This is a genomic window from Kitasatospora sp. NBC_01560, assembly GCF_045208415.1.
Classification (GTDB): domain Bacteria; phylum Actinomycetota; class Actinomycetes; order Streptomycetales; family Streptomycetaceae; genus Kitasatospora.
This window is the reverse complement of the sequence record NZ_CP109364.1, coordinates 1,505,071-1,518,376: the sequence shown is the minus strand read 5'-3', so window position 1 is coordinate 1,518,376 and position 13,306 is coordinate 1,505,071. Positions and strand designations below refer to the sequence as shown.

At 72.5% G+C, this 13,306-nt stretch carries 10 protein-coding genes and 3 pseudogenes; 7 read left to right on the top strand and 6 right to left on the bottom strand.

Features of this window, described 5'->3' with window-relative positions; all coding sequences use genetic code 11:
* The first annotated feature begins 10 nt into the window (after nt 1-10).
* From kdpC to OH807_RS06095, 5 genes and pseudogenes are all read left to right on the top strand, one after another.
* Nucleotides 11-643, top strand: coding sequence for a K(+)-transporting ATPase subunit C (gene kdpC / locus OH807_RS06115; protein WP_406194841.1), 633 nt, complete (start codon nt 11-13; stop codon nt 641-643).
* A 124-nt stretch (nt 644-767) separates the two neighbouring features.
* Entirely contained in the window at nt 768-3,374 is a 2,607-nt protein-coding gene (locus OH807_RS06110; RefSeq protein ID WP_406194838.1) for an ATP-binding protein, read from the top strand.
* On the top strand, nt 3,371-4,045 hold the full coding sequence (locus tag OH807_RS06105; protein ID WP_406194835.1) for a response regulator: 675 nt from the start codon (nt 3,371-3,373) through the stop codon (nt 4,043-4,045). Before OH807_RS06110 ends, OH807_RS06105 begins: the two co-directional genes overlap by 4 nt.
* Before the next feature lie 394 nt (nt 4,046-4,439).
* Nucleotides 4,440-5,807 carry a hypothetical protein gene (locus OH807_RS06100; protein ID WP_406194832.1) on the top strand — a complete coding sequence of 456 codons (1,368 nt, stop codon included), beginning with the start codon at nt 4,440-4,442 and terminating at the stop codon, nt 5,805-5,807.
* A 134-nt stretch (nt 5,808-5,941) separates the two neighbouring features.
* Nucleotides 5,942-6,049: pseudogene (locus OH807_RS06095) on the top strand (ABC transporter permease); the annotation flags it as partial.
* Between the two features lie 208 nt (nt 6,050-6,257).
* On the opposite strand, the pseudogene OH807_RS06090 reads toward OH807_RS06095, so the two are convergent.
* The 5 genes and pseudogenes from OH807_RS06090 to OH807_RS06070 all read right to left on the bottom strand — a co-directional run.
* A pseudogene (locus OH807_RS06090) lies at nt 6,258-6,422 on the bottom strand (DUF3592 domain-containing protein); the annotation flags it as partial.
* 75 nt (nt 6,423-6,497) lie between these two features.
* Complete coding sequence (locus OH807_RS06085) at nt 6,498-8,048, bottom strand: Na+/H+ antiporter (RefSeq protein ID WP_406194830.1); 1,551 nt, start codon at nt 8,046-8,048, stop codon at nt 6,498-6,500.
* A gap of 242 nt (nt 8,049-8,290) precedes the next feature.
* Nucleotides 8,291-8,816: pseudogene (locus OH807_RS06080) on the bottom strand (cation transporter).
* A gap of 233 nt (nt 8,817-9,049) precedes the next feature.
* On the bottom strand, nt 9,050-9,553 hold the full coding sequence (locus OH807_RS06075; protein WP_406194828.1) for a universal stress protein: 504 nt from the start codon (nt 9,551-9,553) through the stop codon (nt 9,050-9,052).
* Between the two features lie 187 nt (nt 9,554-9,740).
* Nucleotides 9,741-10,514, bottom strand: a complete 774-nt coding sequence (locus OH807_RS06070) for an aminotransferase class IV (protein ID WP_406194826.1) — start codon at nt 10,512-10,514, stop codon at nt 9,741-9,743.
* Nucleotides 10,515-10,671: 157 nt separating this feature from the next.
* Here OH807_RS06070 and OH807_RS06065 point away from each other — a divergent pair, with 157 nt between their 5' ends.
* On the top strand, nt 10,672-11,709 hold the full coding sequence (locus OH807_RS06065) for a GDP-mannose 4,6-dehydratase (protein WP_406194823.1): 1,038 nt from the start codon (nt 10,672-10,674) through the stop codon (nt 11,707-11,709).
* Between the two features lie 78 nt (nt 11,710-11,787).
* On the opposite strand, the gene OH807_RS06060 is transcribed toward OH807_RS06065, so the two are convergent.
* Nucleotides 11,788-12,117 (bottom strand): hypothetical protein, encoded by a 330-nt coding sequence (locus OH807_RS06060; protein ID WP_406194820.1) that lies wholly within the window; start codon nt 12,115-12,117, stop codon nt 11,788-11,790.
* A 257-nt stretch (nt 12,118-12,374) separates the two neighbouring features.
* Here OH807_RS06060 and OH807_RS06055 point away from each other — a divergent pair, with 257 nt between their 5' ends.
* A complete protein-coding gene (locus tag OH807_RS06055; RefSeq protein WP_406194817.1) occupies nt 12,375-13,262 on the top strand; it encodes a N5-glutamine methyltransferase family protein in 888 nt (295 codons plus the stop codon).
* The last annotated feature ends 44 nt before the right edge of the window (nt 13,263-13,306 follow it).

Sequence of the window (13,306 nt, the reverse complement as noted above, 5' to 3'; positions counted from 1 at the left end):
AGAACGCATCATGTCCAAGCCCCTGCCCACCGCCGTGCGCACCTACTTCACCGCGTTGCGGGCCCTGCTGGTCCTGACGGTGCTCCTCGGCATCGCCTACCCGCTGCTGGTCACCGGCGTCGCCCAGGCCGTCTTCACCGACCAGGCCAACGGCTCGATCGTGAAGGCCGACGGCAAGGAGATCGGGTCCAGCCTGCTGGGCCAGAGCTACGACCTGCCGAAGAAGAACCCCGACGACGCCGACGAGGCCGCGGTCCCGGACCCGCAGTGGTTCCAGCCCCGGCCCTCCGCCAACGGCTACGACCCGAAGGTCTCCGGCGCCTCCAACCTGGGCCCGAACAGCGAGGACCTCACCACGACGATCGAGGACCGCCGCAAGGCCGTCGCCGCGTTCGACGGCGTCGACCCGGCGAGCGTCCCGGTGGACGCGGTCACCGCCTCCGGCTCCAGCCTCGACCCGCACATCTCCGTGGCCTACGCCAAGGAGCAGGTCGACCGGATCGCCAAGACCCGCGGCAACGTCTCGCCCGAGCAGCTGAACAAGCTCGTCGAGAAGTACACCGACGGCCCGTCGCTCGGCTTCCTCGGACAGGAGGGCGTCAACGTCGTCCTGCTCAACAAGGCGCTGAGCGAGCAGAAGTGACCTCGCGCCGTACAGCCGACTGACCGGACCGACCCGGACACGGGAGAGCACCTCCTGTGTCCGGGTCGGTCCGCCCATATCCGTGTGCCTCCGATGTGCCCCCTCAGACGAAAGAGCAGCGCCCATGGCCCGCGACCTCACCCCCGGCACCGTGCACCGCCGTGGCCGGCTGAGGGTGTACCTCGGTTCCGCCCCCGGTGTCGGCAAGACCTACCGGATGCTGGACGAGGCCCACCGCAGACAGGAGCGGGGCGCGGAGGTGGTGGTCGGATACATCGAATGTCACGGGCGGAGGTTCACCGAAGGGCTGGTGGACGGTCTTGAGGTGGTGCCGCGGGTCTCCCGCTCCTACCGGGACGCCGACTTCGAGGAGATGGACCTCGACGGGGTGCTCGAACGCCGCCCCTCGGTCGTCCTGGTGGACGAGCTGGCGCACACCAACATCCCCGGCGGGCGCAACGGCAAGCGCTGGCAGGACGTCGAGGAGCTGCTGGACGCCGGGATCGACGTCATCACCACCGTCAACATCCAGCACCTCGAATCGCTGAACGACGTCGTCCAGAAGATCACCGGCATTCCCCAGCGCGAGACCGTCCCGGACGAGGTGGTCCGCCGGGCCGACCAGATCGAACTCGTCGACATGGCCCCCCAGGCGCTGCGGCGCCGGATGGCCCACGGCAACGTCTACAAGGCGGAGAAGGTGGACGCCGCGCTCTCCAACTACTTCCGGGTCGGCAACCTCACCGCCCTGCGCGAAGTCGCCCTGCTCTGGGTCGCCGGCCGCGTCGACGAGGGCCTGCGCGACTACCGCGCCGCCCACAGCATCGACCGGGTCTGGGAGACCCGCGAACGCGTCGTGGTCGCCCTCACCGGCGGCCCCGAGGGCGAGACCCTGATCCGCCGCGCCGCCCGTATCGCCGACCGCACCGCCGGCGGCGACCTGCTCGCCGTCCACGTCACCCGCAGCGACGGCCTGGCCGGCGCCTCCTCCGGCGAACTCGCCCAGCAGCGGCAACTGGTCGAGTCCCTCGGCGGCAGCTACCACGTGGTCGTCGGCGACGACATCCCGACCGCGCTGCTCGCCTTCGCCCGCGCCCACGACGCCACCCAGCTGGTCCTCGGCACCAGCCGCCGGGGTCGGCTGAACCGCTTCCTCACCGGCCCGGGCAACGGGCAGATCACCGTGGACGCCTCCGAGGACATCGACGTCCACATGGTCACCCACGAGTTCACCGGCCGCGGCCGGCTGCCCGCCCTCGGCCGTCGGCACTCCAAGCGCCGGACCATCGCCGGCTATGTCGCCGGATTCGTCCTGCCCTGGCTGATCACCGTGGTCCTCTCGCAGTTCCACGACACCGTCAACCTGACCACCGACGCGCTGATCTTCCAGCTCGGTGTCGTAGCAGTCGCGTTGCTCGGTGGGGCGGTGTCCGCCCTGGTGGCATCCGTCATAGCGTCACTCCTACTGAACTACTTCTTCATCCAACCGGTCCACGCGTTCACCATCGGCGAGACCAACAACCTGATCGCCCTGGCGGTCTTCGCCGTCGTCGCGCTCACTGTCTCCACCGTGGTCGACCACGCCGGCCGGCTCACCACCCGGGCCGCCCGGGCCACCGCCGAGGCCGAGACCCTCTCCACCCTGGCCGGCAGCGTGCTGCGCGGCGCCGACGCGCTGCCCGCCCTGCTGGAGAAGTCCCGCACCGCCTTCGGCATGCGGGCCGTCGCCCTGCTGGAGCGCACCGGCGGTGAGGTGCTGGCCGCCTCCGACGAGGGCGGCGAGCCCGAACCGGGACAGCCCGAGGAGACCACCGAGATCCCGGTCGGCGCCGACGCCGTCCTCGTCCTCACCGGCCGCCGGCTGCCCGCCGCCGACCAGCGCGTCCTCACCGCCTTCGCCGCGCACGTCGCGGCCGCGCTGGAACGCGACCGGCTCGCCGTGGTCGCCGCCGAGGTCGAGCCGATCAAGGCCGCCGACCGGATGCGCACCGCCCTGCTCGCCGCCGTCAGCCACGACCTGCGCACCCCCCTTGCGGCCGCGCTCGCCTCGGTCGGCTCGCTGCGCAGCCCCGACGTCGAGTTCTCCGAGGAGGACCAGGCCGAACTGCTGGCGACGGCGGACGAGTCCCTGGTCAAGCTCACCCGGCTGGTGGACAACCTGCTCGACATGAGCCGCCTCCAGGCCGGCGCGCTCACCCTCCACCTGGCGCCCACGCACCTGGACGAGATCCTGCCGCGCGCGGTGGACACCCTCCCCGACCCGTACGCCCCCGTCCAGCCGCTCGACCTCGACACCGTCCCGGCGGTCCTCGTGGACCCGCCGCTGCTGGAGCGCGTCCTCGCCAACGTGATCGCCAACGCGCTGCGGCACAACGCGCCCGGCGCGCCCGTGCTGGTCGCCGCCAGTCACCACGCCGAGCGGGTGGAGGTCCGGGTGATCGATCGTGGCCCCGGCATCGCCCCCGAGGACCGTGACCGGGTCTTCCTGCCGTTCCAGCGCCTCGGCGACACCGACAACACCACCGGCGTCGGCCTGGGCCTCGCTCTCTCCCGCGGCCTCGCCGAGGCCATGGGCGGCAGCCTGGAGGTCGAGGACACCCCCGGCGGCGGCACCACCATGCTGCTCACCCTGCCCGCCGCACCGGAGGAACCGGCGTCGGGGAGTGACAGCGCGACGCTTCCGGCGTCCGAGTCCGGTGCGGACCACCTGGAGAGGAACGCAGGCCGATGAGCCACATCCTCGTCGTCGACGACGAGCCGGCGCTGCTGCGCGCGCTGCAGATCAGCCTCAAAGCACGCCACTACTCGGTCCTGACGGCGAACACCGGCCAGGAAGCGCTCGACTCGGCCGGCCGGACGCCACCCGAGGCGGTGGTGCTGGACCTCGGGCTGCCCGACTTCGACGGGGTGGACGTCATCCGGGGCGTCCGCTCCACGCTGGACGTGCCGATCATCGTCCTGTCCGGACGAGCCGAGACCGAGGAGAAGATCCGGGCGCTCGACGCGGGGGCGGACGACTACGTCACCAAGCCGTTCGTCATGGACGAGCTCTTCGCCCGGCTGAGGGCCGTCCTGCGTCGGCCGGTGACCACTGTCCCCGGACCGCCGCCGCGGATCGGCGCGTACGAGATCGATCTCGCCGCGACCACGGTGACCGGGCCGGAAGGAGCGGTGCGGCTCACCCCCACGGAATGGAAGATCCTCGCCCTGCTGATGGCCAATCCGGGCCGATTGGTGCCCGGGCGGCAGATCCTGGCCGAAGTCTGGGGACCGGAGGCGGAGAACAACGGCAACTACCTGCGGGTCTACCTGGCCACCATGCGCCGCAAGCTCGAAACCGACCCGGCGCGCCCGCGCCACCTGATCACCGAGCCCGGAATCGGCTACCGCTACCAGCCCTGACCTGCGGCGCCAAGGCTTCGTCAAGATCGCCGGGCGAGCCGTCAAGGAGGCGTCAGGGTGGTCCGATCACGGCATCGGCGGGGCATAGCGTCAGCGGTGAGGAAACGGTTCGCCACCGGAGTCAACGACTGGCGGCGCGCCGTGCCGAATCCCAGCCCCGGCGGTTCCTCCGGGGCCGTTTCGGCGGCCAGTGAAAAACAGGGGAGGGGGGCGCGCGGCGATGCCAACGGGTACGTCGGGCAGATCGATCGTCGTGGGGACGGGCTCGCCGGGGGTGGCGGGCGCAGATCCGTTCGATCCGACACCCACGCCGCGCGCCCCCCGTCACTGGAAACCTCGAACTGCGGCGTCCCGCGGCTGGCTCCGCCGGTCGTGGTGGAACACGCCGCGCCTGGTGCGCGGCCTCACCGGGCTCTGCCTGGCGGTCCTGCTGACCGCCGCAGCGGCCACCGCCACCGTTCTGACCGGAGCCCGCGAGGGCACCGACGCCATCGGCCACCACGCCGCACCCCAGGTGGTGCGCTCCGCGGACCTGTACTTCGCGCTCAACGACATGGACGCCCAGGCCGCCAACCTGCTGCTCTTCGGCGCCGATCCGGACTTCACGGCCCTGCGCAGGCAGACCCTGGACACGTACGAGCAGCGCCGCGCCCAGGCCGACACCGACCTTCAGCGCGTCGCCGAGGCGGTGGCCGGCGATCCGGCCGGACAGCGGGCCGTGCAGACCGTCCTCGGCGAACTCGGCCGCTACGAAGGCCGGGTGGCCCGGGCCCAGTTGCTGGAGGAGCAGGCCCACGCGCCCGCCGGCAAGCCGTCGGCGGAAGCGCTCGCGGCCTACCGGGAGGCGACCGACCTGCTCCGTCAGCGGCTGCTGCCCGCCGTGGACGAGGTCACCGCGGCCAACTCCGCGACGGTGGAGCGGATCTACGCGGCCCAGCGGGGCGACCTCGGCACCGGCTGGTGGTGGATCCTGGCCACCGGTCTGCTCGCGCTCGCCGCCCTCGGCGCCCTTCAACGCGTCCTGACGGTGCGCTTCCACCGGTTGGTGAACGTGCCGCTCGCCCTCACCACCCTGCTGGCCCTGGTCGGACTGATCGTCGGGCTGGCCCTCGCCTCCCGGGCAGAACACCAGTTGGTCGTCGCCAAGAGCAACTCCTACGACTCGGTGATCGCCCTCGGCCGGGCCCGCGCGGTGGCGTACGACCTGAACGCCGACGAGAGCCGCTACCTGACCGACCCGGCCCGCGCCGCCGCGTACGAGCAGAGCTTCTTCGACAAGACCCAGTCCTTCGCCCGGGTCGACGGCGCGACCATCTCCGGCTACAACGCGAAGCTCGCCGCCTTGGCGGACACCCACCGGGCCGACCACGCCACCGTCGGCTTCGGCGGATTCCTCGGCGACGAGCTGCGGAACATCACCTTCGCCGGCGAGCAGGACGCGGCCGAGCGGGTGCTGGCGGCGTTCCAGGCCTACCAGCGGGACGACCGCAGGATCCGCGAACTGAACGCCCAGGGGCGCCTCAAGGAGGCCGTCACCTTCAACACCGGCCTCGCCGCCGGCCAGTCCAACGCGGACTTCGGCGTGCTGAGCGCGGCGATCGACGACGTTCAGGCGATCAACCAGCGCGCGCTCGACAGCGCGGTCGCGGCCACCGACGACGACCTCGACGCGGTCACCGCCACCACCGGCGGATCGGTGCTCGCCGCGGTTCTGGCGCTCACCCTGCTGGGGGTCCGACCCCGGCTGCGGGAGTTCGCCTGAAGCGGCCTTCGGTGGGGGGACGGGGGACGTGTGACCACCGAGGGGCGGCCGGTGTCGGCCGACACGGGTCCACTCGGGGCCGCGTCGAGGGCGCTGATCCTTCGCGCGGGAGAATTCCATGCGCTCGCTCGTTCGGCACCGCGATCGGCAACAACGGCTGGATCGTGATCGCCTGGTGCGTCGCCCTGACCGTACTCGGGTACCGCTGGTCGACGGCGCAGTTCGACCGCGACCCGAAATGAGTGCGCGGGCTGCCTCCCACAGCCCGTACCGCTCCAGGGCGGCGTACTCCGACACCGCGTCGGCGTACGCCGCCCGGTCGGCGTCCTCGGCCTGCCAGACCGCGGCCGTGGGGCCCTGGCGAGCTGTTCGCACCGGCGGCGAGGCCCGTCGGCGTCAGGGTGCGGCAGGGATGGCTCGTGCCGCCTTCCGATCGGGGACGAGGCGAACTCAGCCGCCGAGCGCCATCAGGAGGAGTGCGGCGAGCGCCATGGCGCCGCCCAGCCCCAGGAAGGCGTACTCCATGCGGTAGCGCTCCCGCCCGTCGACGAGGATCTGGCCTGGGTCCGCCGGGTCGTACCGGATCCGCCGCTCGCGACCCTCCCAGTATTGCCGTCGGCGACGGGGCTCGACGTTGTCCTCGCGTCAAGGTTCCGGCTTCACCGCCCGGCGGTGGGCGGCGCGGAGCGTTCACCGTCCGCCGAGGCCGGTCTCCTCCAGGTCGAGGTCGCGCTGGAGCTGTCGGAGGGTGGTGTCGCTGATCCTGTGGTCGTCGTAGAGGCGGTGCAGCTCGTCGCTCTGTACGGCGATGACCTCGCGGCGGACGTCCCGGTAGGCGGCCAGGACGTCGGTGCCCGCCGTGTCGTCCGGCTCGTCGGCGTGCCGCAGGCGGGCCTCCAGGCCCCGGCGGACCCGGTCCAGGACGTGGTCCGGGATCGACTCCAGATCGGTGAGCTGGTCCAGGTGGGACAGCCCGGCGCGGGCGATGGCCGCGCGCGCGTCCGCCTCCTCGCGTGCGGTGTGCTCGGGTGCCAGGGCGAGGCCGGAGCGGGTGACCAGCGGGGCGAGGCTCAGCCCCTGGACGACCAGGGTGAAGACGACCACGGCCGTGGTCAGCACCAGTACCAGCGGGCGCCCGTCGAGTCGCTGCCCGTCATCGGTGGCCAGCGGGATGGACAAGGCGGCCGCCAGGGGCATCACCCCCCGGGTACCGGCCCAGGCGACGACGCTCGCGACCCGCCAGGACGGTCGGCCGCCGGTCGGCCTCACCGCAGCGGACAGCGGCAGCATCCAGATCACCCGTAGCCCGATCAGCACCGCGGCCAGGGCGAGCGCCTGGAGCGGCCAGAGCCCGCTGCCGCTGGGCAGCTCCTTGACCAGCATGGGCAGTTCGAGCCCGATGATGCTGAACACCACGCTCTCCAGCAGGAAGACCACCACCGCGTACACGGCGTGCAGCTGGAGCCTGATCCGGGCGTCGCTCAGCCGGTGCCCGGAGCGCCCGAGCAGCACCCCGGCAACCACGACCGCAGTGACGCCGGAGGTGTGCGCGGACTCGGCGAGCACGTACGCGCCGTATGGGGTGACCAGGGCGATCACCGTCTCCAGCACCGGGTCCGTGGTGCGGCGACGGATCAGGGCGACGGCGCCGGCCACGGCCGCGCCGATCGCGCAGCCACCGCCGGCGAGCAGCAGGAACTGGCCGCCGGCCGCTTGCCAGCCCACCGCCCCCGAGGCCACGGCGATCGTCACCGCGACCCGGAAGAGGACCAGCGAGGTCGCGTCGTTGAACAGGCTCTCCGCCTGGACCAGGACCTGCACCCGCCCCGGCAGGGCGAGGCGGCGGCCGAGCGCGCTGACCGCGACCGGGTCGGTGCTGGCCAGTACCGCGCCGAGTACCAGCGCCATGGACCCGGGCAGCGGTGTCAGGGCTGCGGAGAGCAGGCCGACGGTGGCGGCGGAGGCCAGGACCAGTCCGAAGGCGAGCACCGTCACCGGCCGCCACACCGCCCGCAGGTCGCGCAGCGACAGCTCCTCGGCGGAGGCGTAGAGCAGCGGCGGCAGGACGACCAGACCGATCGTCTCCGGCGCGATGTGCAGGGCCGGCGCCCCGGGTATCAGCGCGACCGCGAGCCCGGCCAGGACGAGCAGGGACGGCGCGGGCACCCGCCATCGCCGGGCACCGGTGGCCACCGCCGTCGCCAGTACCACCAGAAGGAGAACCGTGCCCACCGCGCGCATCTGCGGAAACCTCGGACTTCGCTCACGGGGGCGCCGCGGCCGACTGCCGCGGTCCGTCCCCCGGCCGACCAGGCTTCCCGGCACACCGTGGTCGTATTTTATCAATCCCTTACGGGTGGTGTTAGGAAGGTGTCAGGAGAGGGGAGGTGGCTGTTGGCGAGCCGTTAACAGTTCTTTTTGCGAACGAAGTTGATCGGGCCTGGCGACGGGGGAGGGAATGGCTGGCGACGCCCGTGAGTGGGTCAGTTGCAGCAGTCGCAGCCGGGGCGGCAGCCGCATGCGTCGGATTCGCTGTCGGCGGTGGCTGTGGATGTGACGGGTGCGGCGCAGCAGCCCTTGCCCTGCCAGGCGTCGCGGCCTTCCTTGACGGCGATGGCGGCGATGATCAGGGCGGCGATGGGGTCGGCCCAGGGGGTCGGCCCAGGACCAGCCGAGGGTGGCGTTGAGGAGCAGGCCGACGAGGAGGACGGTGGAGAGGTAGGTGCAGAGCAGGGTCTGCTTGGAGTCGGCGACGGCGCCGGCGGAGCCGAGTTCGCGGCCGGCCTTGCGCTGGGCGGCGGACAGGAACGGCAGGACCGCGAGGGACAGGGCGGCGAGCGCGAGGGCGGGGATGGAGTGCTCGGCCTCGCCGGTGCCGGTCGGAGCGCGCGCGGGGTCGACGGCGACGGCCGTCTCGATCACGTTGCAGGCGATGGTGGCGGCCACCAGCAGCTGTATTCGGCGAGCCGCCACCGGTACGGGACGTGCCGGAGCCCGAGAAACTCTGATCGCGCAGGACGAGGCAGCGGCTCCGGCGGACGATTGCTGTTCACGGGCAGTGTGATCCCGAAGTGAGCGAGGGACTTCGGACTCGGTGTGGATTGCGACACCTGCACCGGCTCCCGGAAGGCGATGGCGTCCCGCCGAGTGGTGTAGCAGGGATCTTGGTGTAGCCCCTGGTCATGAAGGAGCCATCGCGCAACTCTCCGAGCCTGCCTCCCCGGGCCCGGGCCGGACCGGTTTCAGGCGGCAGCGAGGGCGGGGCGGCGGTCGCTGCCCGCCGCGCCGGTGTCCACCGAGGCGGTCGGCGGGACCGCCACCACGGTGCAGGCGGCGTGCGCCAGGCAGTAGCGGCTCACCGAGCCGCGTTGGAGGAGCGTCCGCAGCGGGCTGCGTCGGCCGGTGCCCACCACGAGCAGGTCGCCCGGTCGGTCGGCGACCCGGGTCAGCACCGGACCGGTCTCGCCGCGCATCACCACCGGCTCGATGCGGATGTCCGCGGGGTGGCCGCCGAAGGCCCGGGCGACGGCGGCGTCGAGCCGGTCCCGGGCGTCCTGCACCCAGATCCGTGCCAGCTCCGGACACGGCGCGGCGCGGTAGGCGGCCTCGCCGCCGACCGGGGTCCAGGCGATCACCGGGACGAGCACGGCGTTCCGCAGGCGGGTCTCCTGCACCGCGCGGTGCAGGGCGGCCAGGTTGCCGGTCGATCCGCTGACTCCGACGACGATCCTGGTGTCCTCGGCCATGGTGTCGCTTCCCTCGGTTGATTGCTTGCAGTTCCTGGGAATCCTTGGAGATGGGGCGGACAGTTAGATGAATCTGCTGCGGGATCTCCAGGTTTTCCTGGGATCCATAAGACGCCGTGCGTGGCGGCAGCGCGATCCCCTTGACGACTTCCCTACGCGCAGCACCGTCGGGTTAACGCGCTCTTGACTACAGGGGATCGCCGGGCAGGCCGAGGTAGTCGTCGCGCAGCGCGGCGATCACCGGGTGGCGCTCCGGAAACGTGAACCCGTCCACGGCCGCGACCGCCCGGACGCCGATCGCGGCGTTGGTGGCGAAGGCCGCCTCGAAGCCGCCGAGGGCCGCCGACGGCAGCCGTTCCACGCGGTGCGGCCGGGCCCGGCGCAGCAGCTCCATCGTCGTGCCGGCCAGGCAGTCGGCATCGGGCCAGACCACCTGGGAGCCGCGGACGAGGCCGATGTTCCAGGTGCCGCCCTCGGAGACGTGGCCTTCCCGGTCGACGAAGAGCGCGTCGTCGAAGCCGGCCCGCCGGGCCTCGCTGCGGTGGTACAGCGCGCCGAACAGGCCGACGCTCTTGACCGCGGGAAGGTCACGGACGTACGGGACGGAGCGGACCCGCAGGGGCGGGAATTCGGGGGCGCCCGCGGGGCGGGTGGTCACCAGCACCCGGGGCTCGGCGTCCGCGCCGAGGCTCCCGACGTCCAGGGCCGGGTCGAACACCGTCACCCGGACCATGGCGACCGCGCCGCCGGGTGCGGCCCGCCGCGCGTACGCCCGCACGCGCTCGGGGTCGAGTGCGGCACCGAAGACCGTCCGGCAGTCCCGGACCAGGCGTGCCAGGTGCAGCGCGAGCCCGCGGACCCGGCCCGCCTCGACCCGCATCGTGGTGAAGTGCCCGAAGTTGGTGAGTGCCAGTGCCTGGAGCTCCTCCGTGCGCACCGGGACGCCGTTCAGTTCCGCCATGGCCCCAGCATGGCACCCGCGGGCCCGCCCGAGTGACGGCGAAGTCTCGAAAATTCCTTAGCTTCTTTCTGCTTCGCTGACTGTGCCGAGAACGGCCTGCCGCGGTGAGGTCTGCGACCGCTCGACGGGCTCATCCATCGTGGCGAGAAGAGGAACGATGTCCAAGCGTGCCCTGATCACCGGAATCACCGGTCAGGACGGATCGTATCTGGCCGAGCACCTGATCTCCCTCGGGTACCAGGTCTGGGGCCTGACCAGGGGGCAGGCGAACCCGCGGAAGGACCGGGTCAGCCGGCTGATCCCCGATCTCCGTTTCGTGGACGGCGACTTGATGGACCAGGGCAGCCTGGTGTCCGCAGTGGACGCCGTCCAGCCGGACGAGGTCTACAACCTGGGGGCGATCTCCTTCGTCCCGATGTCCTGGCAGCAGCCGGAGCTGGTCACCGAGGTCAACGGGACCGGGGTGCTCCGGACGCTGGAGGCGATCCGGATGGTGAGCGGGCTCAACAAGCCGGCGGCACGCGCCGGGGCGACCGGGCAGATCCGGTTCTACCAGGCCTCCTCGTCCGAGATGTTCGGCAAGGTGGCGCAGACACCGCAGACCGAGACGACCTCCTTCCACCCGCGCAGCCCGTACGGCGTGGTCAAGACGTACGGGCACTACATCACCCGGAACTACCGCGAGTCCTACGGCATGTACGGCGTCTCCGGGATCCTGTTCAACCACGAGTCGCCGCGCCGCGGCGCGGAGTTCGTGACCCGGAAGATCTCGCTGGCGGTCGCGCAGATCAAGCTCGGGCTCCAGGAGAAGCTGAGCCTGGGCAACCTCGACGCTGAGCGCGACTGGGGCTTCGCCGGCGACTACGTCCGCGCCATGCACCTGATGCTCCAGCAGGACGAGCCGCGGGACTACGTGGTGGGCACCGGGCGGATGCACACGGTGCGCGACGTGGCCAGGGTGGCGTTCGAGTGCGTGGGCCTGAACTGGGAGGACCACGTGGTCATCGATCCGGGGCTGGTCCGGCCCGCGGAGGTGGAGACGCTCTGCGCCGACTCCGGCAGCGCGCGCAAGGAGCTCGGCTGGGCGCCGGAGGTGGACTTCACGGGACTGATCCAGATGATGGTCGAGTCCGACCTCGGTCAGGCGCAGCTGGTGCACGAGTACGGCTCGGTGCTCTCCGGAGTCCGGTGGTGACCGAGGTGCGCCGGTAGGCGTCCGCCGGCGGTGCGCGGGCCCGCCGGCGGCCGGCGCGTCACTGCGGCCGGACAACCCCTAGCGGGCCGGCGGGCGGGACAGCGCGAGGATCGCCAAGGCGATCTCGGCGCCCGGCTGCCCGAGGCGGCTCGTGTACTGGCGCAGCATCGCGTTCTCCTGGCCGAGGGTGCTGGCCGGGAGGCTCGCGGCACGCCGGCTCAGCTGGTGCGCCCGGGCGCACCGGGTACGCCGCAGCAGCTGCGAGACGATCTGCTCGTCGAGCTCCTCCAGCTCGGCCAGATCGGCGAGTTCGGCCAGTGCGGAACGCTCGGCAGCGCCTTCCGGGGTGCTTTCGCCAAGAGGGGCCGAGGGCCTCGGCGGGTCGCCGTGCAGAACGGGTTCGGGCATGGGGGACATCCTCGTCGAAGTCGGCGGCCGGGCACGGTCCCGGGGCCCGATGGCTCGCGTGCAGCGATCGTCCTGCCGGATCGCCCGGCAAATCCCTAGTCTCGGGGCCGCTCCGCCCGGCCCGACGGCCGTCCGGACCGAAAAGTCTCGGGTCTCACCTAGCGCGGCCCGCTCCATAGTTGCCCCTCGACGTGCGGATGCGTACCGCGCGGCGCCGCCCGGCAGACGCCGGCGGTGCGGACGACCTGGAGGGTGATGTGAGAACGACCATCAGAGCGCTGATCGAGGACGCGGTGCGGACCCTCGCCGACACCGGGACGGTGATCGCCCCACGGCCGGACGCCGAGGCGCTGGCCGCCCACCTGTTCGGCGCGGGCCTGGCCGAGTTGGAGCCGGACGGCGAGCCGGGCGACCGGGAGACCGCGCGCTACCAGGAGCTGGTGGCCGGGCGGGCCGCCGGGGTCCCGCTCGGCCACCTGACCGGGGTGGCCGAGCTCGCGGGTGTCGAAGTGGCGGTCGGACCGGGCGTGTTCGTGCCACGGGTGCAGAGCGAGTCGATGCTCGCGAACGGCCTGGGCGCGATCGAGGGCACCGACCGGCCCCTCGTGGTCGACCTCTGCACCGGCTCCGGGGCGGTCGCGCTCGCGGTGGCGCACCACCGGCCGGACGCCACGGTGCACGCGGCGGACTGCGACCCGGTGGCGCTGGAGTTCGCCCGCCGCAACAGCGCGCGGCGGGCCGCGCTCGGTGACACGCCGATCGAGCTGCACCACGCCGACGTCACCGAGCCCGGTCTGCTGGCCGGTCTGGACGGCACGGTGGACCTGGTGCTGGCCAATCCCCCCTTCATGCCGGACGACGCGGAGGTACCCGCCGAGTTCGGGGTGTACCAGCCCCGCCTGGCGGTCTTCGGCGGCCCGGACGGTCTGCACGTCATCCGGCACGTGGTGGAGGCGGCGGCGCGACTGCTGCGGCCGGGCGGCACGCTGGTCGTCGAGCACGGCCACCTGCACGCGGCGGCGGTTGCCGGGCTGTGCTTGGCCGACCCGCGCTTCACCGAGGTGTCCAGCCACCTGGACCAGTACGGGTGGCCGCTGTACGCCGCCGCCCGGTTCGGCGGGACCAAGCCCCTCACGGCCCCCTGACGGCCCTCTGACGCACCCCGCGCGTTCGAAGGCCCGGCCGGACG

What these genes read in the sequence shown, in the direction of transcription:
- kdpC (WP_406194841.1), top strand. Translation starts at nt 11, where the DNA reads ATGTCCAAGCCCCTGCCCACCGCCGTGCGCACCTACTTCACCGCGTTG.
- OH807_RS06110 (WP_406194838.1), top strand. Translation starts at nt 768, where the DNA reads ATGGCCCGCGACCTCACCCCCGGCACCGTGCACCGCCGTGGCCGGCTG.
- OH807_RS06105 (WP_406194835.1), top strand. Translation starts at nt 3,371, where the DNA reads ATGAGCCACATCCTCGTCGTCGACGACGAGCCGGCGCTGCTGCGCGCG.
- OH807_RS06085 (WP_406194830.1), bottom strand. Translation starts at nt 8,048, where the DNA reads ATGCGCGCGGTGGGCACGGTTCTCCTTCTGGTGGTACTGGCGACGGCG.
- OH807_RS06075 (WP_406194828.1), bottom strand. Translation starts at nt 9,553, where the DNA reads ATGGCCGAGGACACCAGGATCGTCGTCGGAGTCAGCGGATCGACCGGC.
- OH807_RS06070 (WP_406194826.1), bottom strand. Translation starts at nt 10,514, where the DNA reads ATGGCGGAACTGAACGGCGTCCCGGTGCGCACGGAGGAGCTCCAGGCA.
- OH807_RS06065 (WP_406194823.1), top strand. Translation starts at nt 10,672, where the DNA reads ATGTCCAAGCGTGCCCTGATCACCGGAATCACCGGTCAGGACGGATCG.
- OH807_RS06060 (WP_406194820.1), bottom strand. Translation starts at nt 12,117, where the DNA reads ATGCCCGAACCCGTTCTGCACGGCGACCCGCCGAGGCCCTCGGCCCCT.